This is a genomic window from Iodobacter fluviatilis (assembly GCF_900451195.1).
In the GTDB taxonomy this organism is placed as follows: Bacteria; Pseudomonadota; Gammaproteobacteria; order Burkholderiales; family Chitinibacteraceae; genus Iodobacter; species Iodobacter fluviatilis.
The window spans coordinates 1,026,072-1,043,936 of record NZ_UGHR01000001.1 but is presented as its reverse complement, the minus strand read 5'-3'; the positions used below and the strand labels follow the sequence as shown (position 1 = coordinate 1,043,936).

Here is a 17,865-nt window from a genome sequence, read left to right as displayed (position 1 = left end):
ATATGAGATTCTGGAGTACATCTGAAACTAGTGATCCAACTCAATTGGATGACTCAAGTATTGAAGAGTCTGCTTATGCAAAAGAGTTAAGGCTACTCTTCAATAGCATTGAAGAAAAAATAAATACAAAATTAAAGGGCGTTCAGTTTGATAACGACTTTGAAGTTTGGGGTGTGATTTACGTCTGTGTTTCAGATGAATTTTTAGATTTTTTTGGGGAAACGAATTGTGTAAGGAGAAATCCTAAAGCTATGGAAATTAGGCTTCAACTTGACTTTAGTATCTTTTCGACTGCCCCTAAAGAGAAACGGCTCCTCATGTTGATGGATCTCCTAAGGCGTTCTGTTGATGTTATGAAAGAAAAGAAATTCAAGGTTAATGAAGACGATAGAAATAAAATTTCATGTCTTTTGGAAGAGCTTGAATGTGAGTTGTAAAAGAGTTTGAATAACAGGTGACAACTGAAGTCCGAGGAAACAACTGAAGTCCGAGGAAACAACTGGGGTCAGAGTAAAATTAAATTTGTTTTCTCGAATCCCCCAAGAGAATTTAATTTTGTTCCGCCTCCAGTTATTTTAAGCAATACACCGGAACCCATTACAAATATGCTGCCCGCAGCAATCTAATTGAAAAGCAGCAAGGCGAACAAACCACCCAATACAGCTGGGATGGTTTCAACCGCCTGAAAAAAATCAGCAACGCAGCAGGCGAAACCAAATACTTCTACGACGTATTCGGCAGCCGCATCGGCAAAGAAAATGCCCAAGGCAAGACAGAGTTTATCTGGGACGGTGACGTCATCGCCTTGGAAAAAACGGCCGAACAAACACGTCATTACCTGTTCGAGCCCAACAGCTTTATCCCGCTAGCGCAGATTGTGGAACAAGGTGAAAGCAGCCACACTGCCTACTACCATGTGGATCAACTTGGTACGCCGCAGGCCTTAAGCGATGAAAACGGCGAAATCGCATGGAGCGCGGAATATAAAGCGTGGGGTGAAGCGCAGGTCGTCATCAGCGAAGCCGCAAAGACAGCGGGCATCAATAATCAGATTCGCTTCCAAGGCCAATACTTCGACGAAGAATCCGGCTTGCACTACAACCGTCACCGCTATTACGATCCAGAGATTGGGCGGTTTATTAGCAGCGATCCGATAGGCTTGTTTGGGGGATTTAATACTTATGCGTATGCGCCTAATTCGACTGGGTGGGTAGATCCTTGGGGGCTAAAGAAAAAAGGTGGCAGTTGCGCTCTTGATAAAAGTTTAGCTGGCGTAAAGTACGATAAGAAGCAAGCTCAACATCTTATACCGCAAGATGTGTGGAATAGAAACGAGACCTTTTTTGATGATATTGGTATGAGCGGAATGCGTGACCATCGATCTAATGGTGTTTTAATGCCGGACAACTCTACTGACGCTTTAGCAATGAACAGAAAGTATTACCATAATGGCTCGCATTCAAATTACTCAAGATCTGTAGAGAATGATGACAATGGAGTAAAAGATCGTTATCAACAAGGAAGAATATCGGCCGCAGAGGCAAGGACTCAAATTGGCAGATTGCAGGATAAAAAAAGAAGTGATATGCGAGCCCAGCTAAACCCAGGGCAATGTCCAACCAGATTAAGTTGAGATTTGAAAAATGAGCAAGTATTTTGTCATGGCAGCAAAAGAAGAAACAGGATGTCCTTCGGGCTTCTATTATGTGTATTTACTAAACACATTTGATGCTAAAACGTACAAAACTGGAGGCTATGGTAAATTACCTTGGTATACGGGGCCTAAGAGATATGGCACCCCCATTCCGCCATTCCCTTCCGACCTATTCTTAGTAACGGAGAATACAAAATATGAATACGACATAAGAAGTGGATCTAGTTACTTCTATGTCCTTAGTGAGAAATTTGCTTCGATTATTTCAGAATATAAAACTAATTTTATTCAAATTAGCCCTGTTAAATATATTGATAAGAACGGAGATGGTGTTCTTGGCAAGTCATATTTTGTTGGGAGAACTAAACCTCTTAAAAAAGAAGAAGTTTTTGATTTACACGCCAGTAAATTTGTTAACGAATCAAATTATGACTTTGAGCTATTAAAAATTAAAAATGAGTTCAATTTTGATTTGTTTGACACACGATATACTGCACCCATTCAATTTAGTTTAATAATTTCAGAGAAAATGAAAGCTCATCTTGAGCGAGAAGGAATTAAAGGAGTTGATTTCCTGGATCTTGATTTATTAAAATTAAATAAAGATCAAAGTACCTCTAATGAAAAACCCACGTATGATCCAATTTGAAATTTGGACTCACATGCAACAACTGGGGTCAGAGTAAAATTAAGTATGCTTTTTTTAGGTCCAAGAGGATTTAATTTTGTTACGCCTCCAGTTATTTGAAGCAATATGCCGGAACCCATTACAAATTCGACGCCCGCAGCAATCTGATTGAAAAGCAGCAAGGCGAGCAGATCACCCAATATACAGCTGGGATGGCTTTAACCGCCTGAGCAAAATCAGCAATGCAACAGGCGAAACCAAATACTTCTACGACGTATTCGGCCGCCGCATCGGCAAAGAAAACGCCCACGGTAAAACAGAATTCATCTGGGACGGCGACGTCATCGCCCTAGAAAAAACCGCCGAACACACCCGGCATTACCTGTTTGAACCTAATAGTTTTATTCCGCTGGCACAGATCATTACCGCCAATGATGACAGCGAAAAAATGGCCTACTACCACGTAGACCACCTCGGCACGCCACAAACACTCAGCGATGAAAACGGCGAAATTGCGTGGAGCGCGGAGTACAAGGCGTGGGGTGAAGCGCAGGTCGTCATTAGTGAAGCGGCAAAGACAGCCGGTATCAACAACCCAATCCGCTTCCAAGGCCAATACTTCGACGAAGAATCCGGCTTGCACTACAACCGCCACCGCTATTACGATCCAGAGATTGGGCGGTTTATATCGAGCGATCCGATTGGGTTAATGGGAGGGTTTAATACCCATGCTTATGCGCCGAATCCGACGGGATGGATTGATCCATTAGGCTTAGCAAAAATTTTCAATAAGTCATGCTTTAATTCGCCTTCAAATAAGCAACACACAACCTATCAACAAGATATAAACTGGGATTTACCTGCAAATACACGAAATGGTGTAAAGACAAACTTAGAATTAGCAAATGAAGGAAAAAGCCCTTTTGTTGTAAAAAATGGAAAGTACTCCCAATTAAACCTACACCACTCCAAGCAAGATGCAAATGGTTCGCTGTTTGAATTGTCAGCAGATACACACCAAAAATACTATGGCAGTAATGCTTTGCACCCATACCTTCCAAATGCTCACCCAGAAAGACCGGTGGATAGAGACAGTTTTAATCTTGATAGAGATGCATATTGGAAAGATCGGGCACAGAACGAAGTCAAAAGAAGAAATGGTAAAGGATGCCAATAACATGATATCGAATAAATTAATTGATTTTATGAAGAAAAAAAACTGGTGGTTTGATGAAATATCTGATGCTTATGTAAGCTCCCTTGAGTTACTTGGAATACCACTGGACTCAGATGCTGCCTTTTTTTTCTTACATGCAGAGGACGGCCCTTCCTTTTGCTCCAAAAAAGGACAAATACATCAAATTGGGTGGCACATAGCTAATACAAATTATATAGAAAATACTAGTAGTCAGAAAAAGACACTTGGGATACCTGATAACTACTTGGCACTAGATAATTTTGAAAATGGATCGGGATTTTTTTATGACTCAAAAACTGGATGGGTAATATATCTCGAGACAGGGTCAATACTCATCAATTTTCAACATGGTTCTATAGAAAAAAAATGGGAATCCTTTAATGATTTCATTGAGTGGTTCTTCGATATTAAGTAATAATCCATATCTACTTTGGTATTAGAAAACAAATTTGGGACAGACCACAGTTAATTAAATGGAGTGGGATGGCCAGCATGCAGATGCAAAGGCGATCCGCGAATACGCCGACGATGGCAGCATGGATATTCGCTTAGCGTGGGATAAAAATATTGATCTCACCTATGTAACCGATGCGCTGGGCCAGACCACCGAATATTACTTTGATGAAAAAGGCTACAACTACCGCATCGTTTACCCGGACCATAATGAAGAATGGTTTAACTTTGATGCTAAAAAACAGCTCATCAGCCACATCTTTCCAGATGGCTCCTCGGAGACATTTGAATACGATGATGAAGGCAATATGCTGCTGCACGAGCGGCAGGATGGCAGTGAAGTGCGGTTTAGCTACGATCAGCAGCAAAACCCAAACGAAATCCTCGATCCAACAGGGGAAAAATGGCTACGCGCTTACAACACTAAAAACCAGCTCATCGAAGAAACCGATCCGCTGGGTCATAAAACGCAATACACCTGGCCTGCCCGTCAGCATCACCGATGCCAAGGGCGGTAAAAAACAAATTAAATATCGCCCGGATGGCTTGCTGCAAAGCTATAGCGATTGCTCTGGCAAAACCAGCCAGTGGCAATACGATGCCCGTGGCCGCCTGATTGTTACGCAAGATGCAGCAGGTAATGCCAGTCAGTACCAATATGGCAGCGATGGCCAGCTGGCTAAAATCATCAACCCTGATGGCACGCAGAATGAGCTGCAATACGATGCTGAAGGCCGCTTGCTCAGCCATGCCGATGCCCTTAAGCGCAAAACGCAGTTTGAATACGACCGCGTGGGCCGGGTCAGCAGCCGCCTTGATGCGGCAGGCCAAACCCTCAGCTACCAATACGACAAACTGGGGCGGCTTACCCAGCTGACCAATGAAAATAACGAGCATTATCGCTTCAGTTACGATCTGGCCAGCCGTTTGCAAGAAGAAACAGACTTTGGCAACCGGCGCACCCGCTATCAATACGAAGCCAGCAGCGGCCGCCTGCTAAAAATTGAAGAAGCGGGCAAAACCACCGCCCTCGCCTACGACAATGCCGGCCGCTTAATCGAGCGCAGCAGCGGCCAAAGCCGTGAGCGCTTTAAATACGATGCACTTGGCCGGATTTACGCCGCTAAAAACCAATACAGCGAATGCCATTTTGCTTTTGATGCCGTCGGCAACCTCATCACCGAGCGCCACGAATACAAGCTATTCGGCCAGCAACAGCAATACAACTGGCAGCACGAATACGACGAGCTGGGCAACCGCATCGCCAGCATCCGCCCCGATGGCCAGCGCACCGACTGGCTGGTTTACGGCAGCGGCCATGTGCACGGCATGCTGTGGAATAAACAAGAAATCGCCAGCTTTGAGCGGGATGATCTGCACCGCGAAACCCAGCGCACCTTGGGCAATCAGCTGACTGCCCAAAACCATTTCGACAAAATGGGCCGCATTACCCAACAAACACTCAGCGGTAAAACCAGCAGCAACCGTAGCTACAAATACGATCCAGTCGGCCAATTGCTGGGCATCAGCGACAGCCGCAGCGGCCAGATCAGTTATCAATACGACCCTGTAGGCCGCCTTATCGCCGCCAACAGCCGCCTCGGCCATGAAACTTTTGCTTTCGACCCAGCCAGTAATTTGAGTGATACAAAACACGCTAGCAATAGCTAGCTTACCTGCCATGCCAGCCGTACTCGGCAACCTATTAAAGCAATACGCCGGAACCCATTATAAATACGACGCCCGCAGCAATTTGATCGAAAAACAGCAAGGCGAACAAGCCACCAAATTCAGCTGGGATGGTTTTAACCGTCTGAGCAAAATCAGCAGCCAGGCCGGTGAAACCAAATACTTCTACGACGTATTCGGCCGCCGCATCGGCAAAGAAAACGCCAAAGGTAAGACAGAATTCATCTGGGACGGCGACGTCATCGCCCTAGAAAAAACTGCCGAACACACCCGCCATTACCTGTTTGAACCCAATAGCTTTATTCCGCTGGCACAAATCGTTTCCGCCAACGATAGCGAACAAGAACACACCGCCTACTACCACGTAGATCATCTCGGCACGCCACAAACACTGAGCGATGAAAACGGCGAAATCGCATGGAGCGCGGAATATAAAGCGTGGGGTGAAGCGCAGGTCGTCATCAGCGAAGCCGCAAAGACAGCGGGCATCAACAATCCAATCCGCTTCCAAGGCCAATACTTCGACGAAGAGTCCGGCTTGCACTACAACCGCCACCGCTATTACGATCCGGAGATTGGGCGGTTTATATCGAGTGATCCGATTGGGCTAATGGGGGGATTAAATACCCATGCTTATGCGCCGAATCCGGTTGAGTGGATTGATCCGCTGGGACTGGCAAAATTTGGATCAGGTAAAGGCACACATACTGCAACAGTTACAGTACAAAATCAGCAAGGAACCACTACTAGCAGTTCAATTTATCAAAGTGGCAACATGACAGAAGAGGAAAAAGCACTAGGATTTCCTCAAAGTACGCTAGCCACTCACACAGAAGCAAGAGCCATGAAAGATCTTGATTTAAAATCAGGGGGTAATGTTCTTATTGAAGGAGAATATCCGCCTTGCACCTCTTGCAAAGGTAAAATGAATAAAAAAGCAAAGCAAAGTGGCTCAAGCATAAAATACACATGGCCAAGCGAACAAGGCCAAACAAATATATGGACAACAAAAAAATGAATGAAAAAGATGAATTTTATAAATTCGAAGCTATATGTATTACTTCATTTTTTGATGAAGACTCAGATTGTTGGACTGTCGCTTTTGCTAATGACAATACTCCTTCCCCAGAGAAGTATCTTATCCTGCAAAGAGCAGTAGATGATGATGACTTATATTATTATGAGGTTTGCAGTAGAGAGTACTCTGGCAATGGAGGTTTTAAAAAAGTTACTGTCACAAACAAAGACTTAGAAATTATATTTTCGGAAGAATTAATCAATAAATTTGAGTGTAAAGGGCTATTAATAAAATTCACAAAAGACGCACAATTTTTTTCTGAGGCAATTCAATCGCTCAATCATATTTTTATACAATCTGATTGTAATTTATCTACAAAATTAAGTAGCTAATCTTTGCTTTTATTTCCCCCGCCTTTCATTTTTATATTTGGCTGGGCATATGTTATTAATACCTCCGATGTGTTATATCCCGAACTTAAACACTTCCTTAAGTCTTTACTAGGGGGATTCCCCAGTACCGAGCGACGGGTTAAAGTATGTGGATAATGCCTGTAAGCTATTAGCCGATCACGTAAAAATCAGAATAACTGGAATAACTAGGGTCAGAGTAAAATTAATTTAAGTTTGTTTTAAACACGGTTTTTCATCCGCCCACAGCCTGCGTAAAGAATGGGAACGGATGCCACCGAAGAGAGCGATGCACTTACCGAGTGGAATAGCCAGCGACAGGTAGGCAGCGGCTCGGTATCACTCGCCAGCTTTAATTACAAAGCCGCTAACACCAGCCACACCGCCGATCATAGTGCGGTAGACTAGGGTGATGGCGGGCAGCAAATCCAATCAAGCTTTGAAGATTACGACGCCCAGACCCACTATTACGCCAGCGATGCCGAAGGCCTAAGCCACTACGCTAACTTGCGTCAGCAGGCTTTGGACGCGCAAAAGAAATCCTTCACCGGCTCTGGCACTTTACGCAGCCTGCAAGCCGGGCAATGGTTCAGATTAGAAGACCACCCCGCCCACGAATGGGATGCGGCCGAGCAGCGCGAATTTGCCATTACCGAGCTAAAGTTCACCGCGCAGAATAATCTGCCGGTGGATTTGACCCAGCAACTTGGCCTAGTCGCCCCCAGCCTACTCATAGGAGCGGTTTCAACCGCGAATCCTCCTTACCAGGCCGATTTCACCGCCCAAAGGCGCGGCCAGCCGATTACCCCTGCCTTTGCTCATGAGCCACTGAGCAAACCCAAAAGCTTTGGCGTACAAACCGCCACCGTAGTGGGCCCCGCCGGATCAGAAGTCCATACCGACGAGCAAGGCCGGATTAAGGTGCAATTCCACTGGCAGCGTGCCGCAGAGCACCCAGAGTTTGGCGCAAACCTGGATGACAAATCATCCTGCTGGATACGTGTCTCTATGCCGAGTGCGGGCGCAGGCTTTGGTCACCAGTTTATTCCGCGCATCGGCCAGGAAGTTTTAGTCGATTTTATCGAAGGCGATATCGACCGCCCTATCGTCACCGCCGTGGTCTATAACGGCAGCCACCCGGTGCCCACCTTTAGCGGCGCAGGCGCTTTACCCGCCAACAAAACCCTATCCGGCATTAAGAGTAAAGAATTTGAAGGCGGCCAATACGGCGAGCTGCTGTTTGATGACACTAAGGGCGAAGTGCGCACCAAATTATCCAGCGAGCACGGTAAAACTCAGCTCAACCTTGGCTACTTAATCCATCCACGCACCGACGGCAAAGGCGAGCCACGCGGCGAAGGCTTTGAGCTGCGCACCGACAAACAAGGTGCCATTCGCGCCAGCGGCTTACTCATCAGCACCGAAGCCAAAGGCGGCGCATCCGGCAAACAGCTAGACCGCAGCCCAGCGCAAAGCCAGCTGGAATCCGCCCTGGAAACCGCCAAAAACCTCGGCGAATACGCCACCAAACAACTCGCCGACAGCATGGAAACCGGCGACGATGATCAAACCATCAAACCCGACAACAGCCCCGGCGACAAAGCCAACCACGGCCACCTGCACCACCATGTGCACGCCAGCAAAAGCTTTGAAGCTGGGTCAAACACGGATAAAGACGGTAAAACCAAATCCAAAGAGCAAGCAGGCCAACAAAAAATCATCCTGCTGCACGGCGAGGATGGAGTGGCCATCACCACCCCGCAAAGCCAGACCCTCAGCGCAGGCAGCAACCTAGACCAAGTCGCCCAAAGAGACAGCAACCAAAGCACCGGCCGCCGCTGGATTCATAACGTGGGCCAGCACATCAGCCTGTTTACCGGCGGCGTTAAAGACAAAATCACCATGAAGCTGATCGCCGCCAAAGGCCAGCTACAAATGCAGGCCCAAAGCGACGACATCGAAATCACCGCCGACAAAAACGCCAGGTTCACCGCCATCAAAGGCAAGGGCCTCTTCAACGCCAAACAAGAAATCCTGCTCACCGCAGGCGGCGCTTATATCCGCATCAAAGACGGCAAGATCGAGCTGCATGCGCCGGGGAAAGTGAGTATTAAGGGCGAGAGTCATGATTGGAGCGGGCCGAAGAGTTTAGATATGCCTATGCAAGCCTTACCAAATGAAGAGTCAACATGGGTTAAATTAGCAACCCACTACGATGATGCTTGGAATACCCCATGGCCATTAGAAAATATGAACCTTAAAATTGCTGGATCAACAGTCAGTAATACACTGAAAGTTGACTTAAAAGAGGAGAAGTAAATGTCTGAAGATGCTAATAAAAGCAAAAAAGTACATGCAGCAAAAGATGGGGACGTTCTTGTCACCGGAAATCCTCAAATTACTGAAAAAGAAATATACCAAGCTCGTAAAATAATTATTCAACAATTAGATGCTGCCTATTTAACATTAATTGATGCGATGCAACCCTTCCAAAAAAAGTGGGATGCAGGCCCCAAAATGGCCTTGGCAGAAGCGGTTTGGGAGGGAGCCACAGCGGGTGCCAGTGGCTGGGGAGAAGACTTTGCAGAAATGTTTGAGGCAAAAACGTGGCAAAATCTGGGCAATAAAGTAAAAGATGCGGCAGGGACAGCCTATGATACGGCTGGTGTTTATGCGATAAGCGTAAAAAATGATATTAAAAAAAGCGTTAACGAAGCAGTAAAAACTGTAGATACTGCTGATGAAAAGTTATTCAATTGGGCTTGGTGGGAGACTCAATTCCACGAGCAAACTAAAAGTGCTGAAGCTCAGTTTGAAGCATTAAAACGTGATGCAAAATCAACAACAAAAACGGCAGTTAAAGCAGCCCAACAAGCGAAGAAAATTTACATTCACCGTGATGCGATTCTTAACCTGCCCAATTTAATAGTACAAGGTGATCCTGTACCCGTCGAAAATTTTATTGATACCGTATTGGCAGATATTGACCCTGAGCTAGCAAAAACAATTAAAAATGATAAGGATTTTTATATGGTCATAGAATTAATTCGTGATCATGACAGCATCTTGTCTTATTTAAGTTATGCCACATTATCATTTGAAGCAGTTCCCCCAAATTTCTATGCCTATTTAGCAGGAAAAGGTGGCGCTTATTTAATGATTGAAGTGGTCTTGCTCATTATTACAGCTCTACTTACAGCGGGTGCGGCAGCCGCAGCGCGAGTGACTGCTTTAGTGGCACGTATTGCTGCCAGTAGTACTAGAGTCGCTGGTGCAATAAAAAAAATTGAGCACAGTAAACAGGCATTTGATGCATTTACCCGATTTATTGAAGACTATTGTGATGCTGCTAATCGGCTGCATGAGCTAGGAGGGAAACTGTGTCAAGCTCGCACAAGAGGTGTAAGAATTAAAGGAAGCACAAGAACGACGATTGAGGCAAAAAATAAAACTACCAAACGCGATAAGAAATGTGCTTGTTGTGGCAGCACAACCCATACCACACCCCGCGGGCGGATCGGTGTAATTAAATATACCTGAGTTTAGGAAAAAAAATGGCAGAAGCAAGCGAAACAATCCTAGGTAATATCGAAAAAAATACGACATATAGAAAAACAATAGAAAATAATACTAAAGAGGCTACGCACCCAAGAAATAAAGGGATTATCATGCAGGCGCATCATATTATTTCTGCAGATGCTGTTAAACGTAGCAATGTTGGTGCTCTCATGGAGCAATACGGCTACGATATTAATTGTATAAATAATTTAGTATTTCTTCCATATTCTCTTGAAGGTGCTTGCCACTTGGAGGTGCAATTGCACAGAGGAAATCATGCATCCCCGGCCGCTGATGAATTGCTATCACCTGATGACCGGCCACATCCTTCTGCATATCATCAAAGTATTAGAGATTTTTTAGACAGTCAATTTAGAGATTTTAAAGATATATGCGAAGGAGATGATTCAAAAGTAGATGATAAATTTAGAGAAAAGGTGAATAAAATTTCCATGAAAATACTGAAACGAATCGGGAACTTTGATCCCTCATATCAACTAACTTCTATTGCAAAGTCATTCTCGCCAAAAAATATCGAAGGGTGCAAATGTGCTGCAAACGTGCCTACTCACAAAGTTACCACTGTTCAAGGTTGCACCTCAAAAAGGAATCATACTGGAAGTACTAATATTGGCTTAGGGCAAAAAGTAGAAATTGAGTATGAAAAAAAATCCTACGAACTAATGGCAGGAAAATAATGAGCAAATATAATGATGACTACTTTTTCGTAAAAAGAGACAGCAGCATTGAAAATTTACCCGACCTTGCACCGGATAAAGATACTGCTTTCCGCCTATTCCGTAGTTCAAACGCCCCAGAAGGGGATGCACCTTATGTATTTCGTAATGGAGCTTTAGATTATCAATTGGGAACAGGTGTAAAACCATCAACCATTCTCCCTAATATATTCATGGGATCCATTCATTTTTTTATTGAAAACAAAACATTTGAAAAATTCATGGGATTAAATTTACCGGGAATGGTTTGCCACCCATGTATTTATATTGATCATAACGATGAATGGCATGAAAACTATTGGCATATATATATTCAACTCGAAATTGATTGCTGGGATAGAGAAAAATCTACTTTTGACTTGGATAGCAAAGAAGAAAATATTAAAGGTGTAAGCTATGACGTCACTCGTTTTTCTCTAAATACTAATATTCTTGACAAAATACCTCTAGCAGATCGACGTATATTCATGATTGGTGGTGTTCAGTCTGGCGGCATCCTTATTCATAAGAGCCTTAAAGATTTTTTTAGTGTACGTGGCATTAAATTTATTCCAATACTTGATTATTGGGGCTAATTTAATAGTTATTAAATTTTCTTAATGACCAAGCACTCAAATGCGAGATGCAATATAAAGTCAGAGCTGAAATATGATGAATTTTTACAATGATGAGTATTATTTCATTGACAGTGCAGCACTAAATGATATGCCGAGCCTCACCCCCAATGATGACACTGCATTTAGATTACGCCGTAGTCGAGAAAATCCAGAGGGAAATGCACCTTATATATTTCATAATGGTGCGATAGATTACCAAAAAGGAACTTGTGTTACTCCACTTGCAGATTTACCTAATATCATGGTTGGCACTAACGAACTTTATTTTGATGATTTAAAGTTTGAAGAATTCATGAAATTTAATTTACCCAATATAATTTGTCATCCTTGCATTTATATTGACCACAAAGAACATTGGCATGAAAACATGTGGCATGTTTATGTATTAAATAAAATAGATTGCTGGGACAGGAAACGATCAGAATATGATGAAGACTCTGCAGAGGAAACTAAGGACGGCATTGAATATGACGTGAATAGATACAGTCTGGATAGTCTAGTGCTTGATAATATTTCATTAAAGGACCGTTTGATATTTCGTATGGGCGGCGTTACTTATGGAGGTGTATTAGTCCATAAAAGCCTCAAAAATTTCTTAACTGCATATGGAGTGAGGTTTATTCCTATTGTCGATTTTTTTGGTTAACTCCTATTAGATATTAATCAAGCTACTATTAGGCTTAATGAATTTAAATAATACGGGGCCAGCTCCAATAAAAATATTGGGTGTTGGAACTGGCCCCGCTCACTTTGCTCTGGCAACACTCTATTACTTTGATGCGCTGGGCTACACCTATCGCATTATTTATCCCGACAACAGCGAAGAATGGCTGTTTCGCGATGATTACAAAAACCTAGTCAAACACGTTTATCCCGATGGCAGCTCAGATCGTTATGAATACGACGCCAACGATAATCTGCTGCAGCATATTCGCCCCGACGATAGCACCGTGCAGATGGCTTACGATGATAAAGACCAGCTGATCCGCATTACTGATCCGCTGGGCAATATCTGGCTGCGCGAATACGACGACAAAGGCAATCTGCTTAAAGAAATCGATCCTAAGCAATACGTCACCCGCTATAGCTACAACGCGCAGGGCCTGCCTATCGCAATTAAAGACGCCAAAGGCGGCACAAAAAAACTGGCCTATTTACCCAACGGCCAGCTTGCCAGCTTTACCGATTGCTCTGGCTCCTGCACCGAATGGCATTACGATGCCAATGGCCGCTTGCTATCGCACACCGATGCGCTGGGCCGCAGCACCCGCTATGGCTACGATAAAGCAGGCCGGATTCATTCCCGAATCGATGCGATGGGCCAAGAGCTGGCCTACCGCTACGACAAACTGGGCAGGCTGACCGCACTGCAAAATGAAAACAGCGCCCAATATCGCTTTAGCTACGATCCGGTTGGCCGCTTAATCGAAGAAAACAGCTTTGATGGCAAAGCCACCCGCTACCACTATGCCGAAGCCAGCGGCCAGCTATTAGAAGTGAACGAAGCAGGCCAGCTCACCCAGCTTAACTACGATGCCGCAGGCCGCTTGGCGCAGCGTAAAACGGGCAGCAGCAAAGAATCATTCCGCTACGATCCGGCTGGCCGCCTTGCCATCGCTAAAAACCGCTTTAGCCAAGTGGCGTTTAACTTTGATGAAGTGGGCGATTTAACGCGTGAAGAGCACCAGTACCAGCTCTTTGGCCAAAGCCAAACCCATATTTGGCAGCACGAATACGACGAACTGGGCAACCGCATCGCCAGCATCCGCCCCGATGGCCAGCGCACCGATTGGCTGATTTACGGCAGCGGCCATGTGCACGGCATGCTGTGGAATAAACAAGAAATCACCAGCTTTGAGCGCGATAAACTACACAGAGAAACTGGCCGCAAACTCGCCAACCAGCTGCAAGCCCAAACCCAATACGACCCAATGGGCCGCATGCTGCAGCAAACGCTCAGTGGAAAAACCAGCAGCAACCGCAGCTATCAATACGACCCGGTAGGGCAACTGCTGGGCATTAAAGACAGCCGCAAAGGTGAAACCCAGTACCGCTATGATCCGGTAGGCAGGCTGCTTGCTGCCAACACCCCCAAACATCAGGAAACCTTTGCTTTTGACCCCGCCAGCAATCTGCTCGACAGCAAAACAGAAAGCACCCTACCCACCCAAACACCGCGCCTGCTGGATAACCTGCTGAAGCAATACTCAGGCACCCACTTTAAATACGACGCACGCGGCAATCTCACCGAAAAACAACGCGGCGAACAGATCACCAAACTCAGCTGGGACGGCTTTAACCGCCTCAGTGAAGTGCAAACAGCCCAAGGCGCAACGCAATACTATTACGACGCCTTTGGCCGCCGCATCGGCAAAGAAAACGCCCAAGGCAAAACCGCATTCATCTGGGACGGCGACGTGATCGCCTTGGAAAAAACCGCCGAACACACCCGGCATTACCTGTTCGAGCCCAACAGCTTTGTGCCGTTGGCGCAAATCGTCTCCGCCAACGACAGCGAGCAAGAACACACCGCCTATTACCACGTAGATCACCTCGGCACGCCGCAAACACTGAGCGATGAAAACGGCGAAATTGCGTGGAGTGCGGAGTACAAAGCTTGGGGCGAAGCAAAAACCATTATCAGCGAAGCGGCTAAAACAGCAGGCATCAATAACCCACTACGCTTCCAAGGCCAATACGCCGACGAAGAAAGTGGATTGCATTACAACCGCTATCGCTATTACGATCCGGAGATTGGGCGGTTTATTAGTAGTGATCCGATTGGGTTGATGGGCGGGATAAATACGCATGCGTATGCGCCGAACTCAACGGAATGGATTGATCCATTAGGTCTGGCCAGAAAAATTCCATCAGGAAATGACGCATCTGGGCGCCCATTTTCGAGTCCACAATATAGCATTTGGACTCAACAAACGATCCCGGCAGAAATTCAGGCAGGAACACGAGAAGATCACTTTAGAGATGCAAATAAGCAGTTACATCAAGAAATTACGGCAAATCCAGCTCTTGGTGATGCTCTTGGCAAAGATGTTGTAACGCATGTTCAACCAGGCCCAAGAGGAGGATATGCAGACACTAGCCCACCAGGATTAACTTGGCATCACAGTGCTCAAGATCCAACAAAAATAGAATTAATACCACGACCACAACATAAAGCAGCAGGCCCAGTTCAAAACTCGCTTCACCCTAATCAACAGGGTGGGTTCAAAAAATTAAATTGTAGATAGAGGTACTTTAAATGCGCATCTTACTTGAACTAAATGAAGTCTTTGTTAACCCTCACATGCATTCTGGCTGGCTTTTCTTGGGCTCAAAACCATGGACACTTATTTCAAAAGGGTTTTTCTACAAAGTGAATATGGATCTTTCTCCGGAAGAAGAAAAACAAGAAAGAGAAAAATTAGTTTCTGAAGGCTGGATATCTACTTTATCTATAGAGGATATAGAAGATGTCATTGATAATCTTAGTCAGCAAATTGAGGCTCCTACACAAGAGCAGATCTTAGCTGCATTTACTTTTTATTATGAAAATGATTCTTTTTTTGAGTGTGATGAAGATTGAAATGCTTGCGACATAATTAAAACCATTATTTATTTTTTAAATATTTAATCAAATAAGCAATATGGGATAGTACTTACTTTATAAACTAGTAGGAAGGCTTCTCATGTGATCTGACTTGTTTAAAGGGGGATTAACACTAATAGAAGGAAAAAGGCGGTTTGTGATGATGTACATTTTATCAGAGAAAAAAAATAGCTATGGAATCATAAATTTTGATCATAGTTTTTTTGATTACCAATTGTTTCTTCAGGGATCGAGCCTTAAAGGTGTGATTGATACACCTTTATTGTATGAATTAGAAAAAAAATCAAATATTAAGGCGCTATCTAAACTTCACATCATTAGATCAACTGGCCCAGAGTTAGTTAGTAATTCTCTACGAAAAATAATAGAAGAAATTGCACCTCATGAAGTCGAATTTTTTGATGTTGATATTTATTCAAACGGTGAAAAAATAGAAGGATTCAGTTGCATTCATCCTTTGCGAGTTATTGAAAGCATCGACATGGAAAACAGTGAATACAAATTAGATAATTTTGACCCAAAGAATCCAGAATACTCTTTTTATTTTATGAAGATAAAAAATGCGATAGAGTACGAACCAAAAATAGCTAGATGCTATGAGTTTCGTTTGAAGCTACTAGTTAATGATGAAATAAAAAATGCTTGTTTTAATTCAAAACTAAAGGGTATGGTTTTTTATCAAGCTCTCGATATGACACCTAAAAACAGATCTTCTTACGAAGAAATTAAATAACAATAATTTGACAATTAAGTTTAATATAATTTAACAATATTTATATAAACTTAGTTAGAATAAACAACTAATGAACAAAAACGAAATTAGCTTAGTACTTAGCAAGTGTCTTCCTTTGGAGAACAGGAGGCTAGATACTCCGAGCCCAGAAGACTGGGTTAATGTTGAGAATTACTTTAAAACAAAATTACCACAAGAATATAAATATTTTGTTGATTTAATGACTGATTTTTCATTTCCGGGTGATATATATAACCCAACATCAAAAATATTAACAAATGGCAACGATGACATAATTCTTGTGTATGAGACAGAAATAAAAAATTCTAACTTATCTAAAAATTTAATCCCTTTTTATGGTATAGGAAATGGCGATTATTTTTGTTTATCTATAGAAGATGGAGAGAAATCTGCTGTTTACTGCACTGATCATTCAACAGGTGAAGTAAGCAAAGAGGCGGACTCTTTTGAAGATTGGATAATTGAAATTCCTAATTTCCTTAATGGCTAAAAAATAAGCTACAGGGACGAGTCCTGCATTAGCACATACATGTTAATGCAGGACCTGACCCTATAGTCTTTTTATGAAACATGCCTTAATTTAAAAAATTAATTAGAAAAATTATTTTTAAATGTTTAAAATTTCAACTTAAATTGCAAATTTTAGCTTAGGATGTAGTAATGGGTAGGTGGAATATACTCATTCAAAAATGATATTTTTATTGGTGAAATGGCGCTGAATTTAATGAAAAATGATTTAATAAAAAAATTAAAAAAACACGATTGGATTTTTGAGCATACTGATAAAATTAGTGAAGAAAAGGATAATAAAGAAATTGAAATAATTAAAAAAACAAGCATTAACCTCTACAAATGGTGCTATTTTTTTGATGCTTTATATAGCAGTGCAGAGGATGAATGGTTTTTATCTTTAAATGATTTTAGAAATAATTCTGACTATTTTTTTTCGTGGAATGAATTTGAGAAAATATGTATTGAATCTTGTACTAGTCCAGAAGAAGAAATAGAGGTAAGAAATTTTTGGCGTGCTCATTTACCTATTTTCATGTCAACAAAAAGTGGTTATCAATACTGGACAATAAAAACAAGTGGTGAAAATATTGGGGCTATATATTACGGCAGAGAGCCGGAGTTCGAAGAGGTAAGCAAAATAGCGGAAAATAGAAGAAGAAATAGAGGTAAGAAATTTTTGGCGTGCTCATTTACCTATTTTCATGTCAACAAAAAGTGGTTATCAATACTGGACAATAAAAACAAGTGGTGAAAATATTGGGGATATATATTACGGCAGAGAGCCGGAGTTCGAAGAGGTAAGCAAAATAGCGGAAAATTTCGACGATTTGTTAAAAAAAAATTAATTTATCTCTTGATACAAAAAATAATATACTTGGCATTGATTTTTAAAAAATATCTAGGGTTAGGTCTTACATTTGACATGAAGCAATCAATTCAATCTACGCTGCAAACCAGTGTACATTTTATCTGATGTAAAATGTAAGACCCGACCCCAAGCTTTCTGCTTAATTAAGTCTTTTATCAAAA

At 43.0% G+C, this 17,865-nt stretch carries 21 protein-coding genes; 20 read left to right on the top strand and 1 reads right to left on the bottom strand.

Annotation, left to right across the window (positions count from 1 at the left end; all coding sequences use genetic code 11):
- Positions 1-2 precede the first annotated feature (2 nt).
- Positions 3-437, top strand: coding sequence for an Imm44 family immunity protein (locus DYD62_RS04675; RefSeq protein ID WP_115226282.1), 435 nt, complete (start codon positions 3-5; stop codon positions 435-437).
- A 185-nt stretch (positions 438-622) separates the two neighbouring features.
- On the opposite strand, the gene DYD62_RS23935 is transcribed toward DYD62_RS04675, so the two are convergent.
- Entirely contained in the window at positions 623-835 is a 213-nt protein-coding gene (locus DYD62_RS23935) for a hypothetical protein (RefSeq protein ID WP_132038717.1), read from the bottom strand.
- 42 nt (positions 836-877) lie between these two features.
- Between DYD62_RS23935 and DYD62_RS24295 the strand changes: the two genes are divergently transcribed.
- The 19 genes from DYD62_RS24295 (at position 878) to DYD62_RS04575 (ending at position 17,587) form a co-directional block, all read left to right on the top strand.
- Positions 878-1,633, top strand: coding sequence for an RHS repeat-associated core domain-containing protein (locus DYD62_RS24295; RefSeq protein ID WP_132038718.1), 756 nt, complete (start codon positions 878-880; stop codon positions 1,631-1,633).
- Positions 1,634-1,661: 28 nt separating this feature from the next.
- Positions 1,662-2,303 carry an Imm43 family immunity protein gene (locus DYD62_RS04660; protein ID WP_132038719.1) on the top strand — a complete coding sequence of 214 codons (642 nt, stop codon included), beginning with the start codon at positions 1,662-1,664 and terminating at the stop codon, positions 2,301-2,303.
- Between the two features lie 178 nt (positions 2,304-2,481).
- Entirely contained in the window at positions 2,482-3,459 is a 978-nt protein-coding gene (locus tag DYD62_RS04650) for an RHS repeat-associated core domain-containing protein (RefSeq protein WP_479686915.1), read from the top strand.
- A gap of 1 nt (position 3,460) precedes the next feature.
- Positions 3,461-3,895 (top strand): hypothetical protein, encoded by a 435-nt coding sequence (locus DYD62_RS04645; protein ID WP_115226277.1) that lies wholly within the window; start codon positions 3,461-3,463, stop codon positions 3,893-3,895.
- A gap of 58 nt (positions 3,896-3,953) precedes the next feature.
- The gene (locus tag DYD62_RS24525; RefSeq protein ID WP_115228206.1) at positions 3,954-4,451 is read left to right on the top strand and encodes a hypothetical protein; all 498 of its coding nucleotides are present in this window, start codon (positions 3,954-3,956) and stop codon (positions 4,449-4,451) included.
- Positions 4,384-5,604, top strand: a complete 1,221-nt coding sequence (locus DYD62_RS23915; RefSeq protein ID WP_479686914.1) for a hypothetical protein — start codon at positions 4,384-4,386, stop codon at positions 5,602-5,604. The genes DYD62_RS24525 and DYD62_RS23915 overlap by 68 nt, the downstream gene beginning before the upstream one ends.
- Positions 5,605-5,614: 10 nt before the next feature.
- Positions 5,615-6,640: an RHS repeat-associated core domain-containing protein gene (locus DYD62_RS04630; protein WP_115226275.1), complete on the top strand. Its 1,026-nt coding sequence runs from the start codon at positions 5,615-5,617 to the stop codon at positions 6,638-6,640.
- Entirely contained in the window at positions 6,637-7,032 is a 396-nt protein-coding gene (locus DYD62_RS04625) for an Imm10 family immunity protein (RefSeq protein WP_165928761.1), read from the top strand. Before DYD62_RS04630 ends, DYD62_RS04625 begins: the two co-directional genes overlap by 4 nt.
- 279 nt (positions 7,033-7,311) lie before the next feature.
- Positions 7,312-7,458, top strand: a complete 147-nt coding sequence (locus DYD62_RS24335; protein ID WP_308418348.1) for a hypothetical protein — start codon at positions 7,312-7,314, stop codon at positions 7,456-7,458.
- Between the two features lie 18 nt (positions 7,459-7,476).
- Positions 7,477-9,369, top strand: coding sequence for a DUF2345 domain-containing protein (locus DYD62_RS04620; protein WP_308418351.1), 1,893 nt, complete (start codon positions 7,477-7,479; stop codon positions 9,367-9,369).
- Positions 9,370-10,590, top strand: a complete 1,221-nt coding sequence (locus tag DYD62_RS04615; protein WP_115226273.1) for a hypothetical protein — start codon at positions 9,370-9,372, stop codon at positions 10,588-10,590. It abuts the gene before it with no gap.
- 14 nt (positions 10,591-10,604) lie between these two features.
- Positions 10,605-11,306, top strand: coding sequence for an AHH domain-containing protein (locus tag DYD62_RS04610; protein ID WP_115226272.1), 702 nt, complete (start codon positions 10,605-10,607; stop codon positions 11,304-11,306).
- Positions 11,306-11,920: a hypothetical protein gene (locus DYD62_RS04605; RefSeq protein ID WP_115226271.1), complete on the top strand. Its 615-nt coding sequence runs from the start codon at positions 11,306-11,308 to the stop codon at positions 11,918-11,920. Before DYD62_RS04610 ends, DYD62_RS04605 begins: the two co-directional genes overlap by 1 nt.
- Positions 11,921-11,993: 73 nt before the next feature.
- The gene (locus DYD62_RS04600; RefSeq protein WP_115226270.1) at positions 11,994-12,608 is read left to right on the top strand and encodes a hypothetical protein; all 615 of its coding nucleotides are present in this window, start codon (positions 11,994-11,996) and stop codon (positions 12,606-12,608) included.
- 37 nt (positions 12,609-12,645) lie between these two features.
- Positions 12,646-15,210 (top strand): RHS repeat-associated core domain-containing protein, encoded by a 2,565-nt coding sequence (locus DYD62_RS04595; RefSeq protein ID WP_115226269.1) that lies wholly within the window; start codon positions 12,646-12,648, stop codon positions 15,208-15,210.
- An 11-nt stretch (positions 15,211-15,221) separates the two neighbouring features.
- Positions 15,222-15,545, top strand: coding sequence for a DUF7716 domain-containing protein (locus tag DYD62_RS04590; RefSeq protein ID WP_115226268.1), 324 nt, complete (start codon positions 15,222-15,224; stop codon positions 15,543-15,545).
- A gap of 163 nt (positions 15,546-15,708) precedes the next feature.
- Positions 15,709-16,302 carry an imm11 family protein gene (locus DYD62_RS04585; protein ID WP_115226267.1) on the top strand — a complete coding sequence of 198 codons (594 nt, stop codon included), beginning with the start codon at positions 15,709-15,711 and terminating at the stop codon, positions 16,300-16,302.
- A 70-nt stretch (positions 16,303-16,372) separates the two neighbouring features.
- Positions 16,373-16,813, top strand: coding sequence for an SMI1/KNR4 family protein (locus DYD62_RS04580; protein ID WP_115226266.1), 441 nt, complete (start codon positions 16,373-16,375; stop codon positions 16,811-16,813).
- A gap of 234 nt (positions 16,814-17,047) precedes the next feature.
- On the top strand, positions 17,048-17,587 hold the full coding sequence (locus DYD62_RS04575; RefSeq protein ID WP_115226265.1) for a hypothetical protein: 540 nt from the start codon (positions 17,048-17,050) through the stop codon (positions 17,585-17,587).
- Positions 17,588-17,865 lie beyond the last annotated feature (278 nt).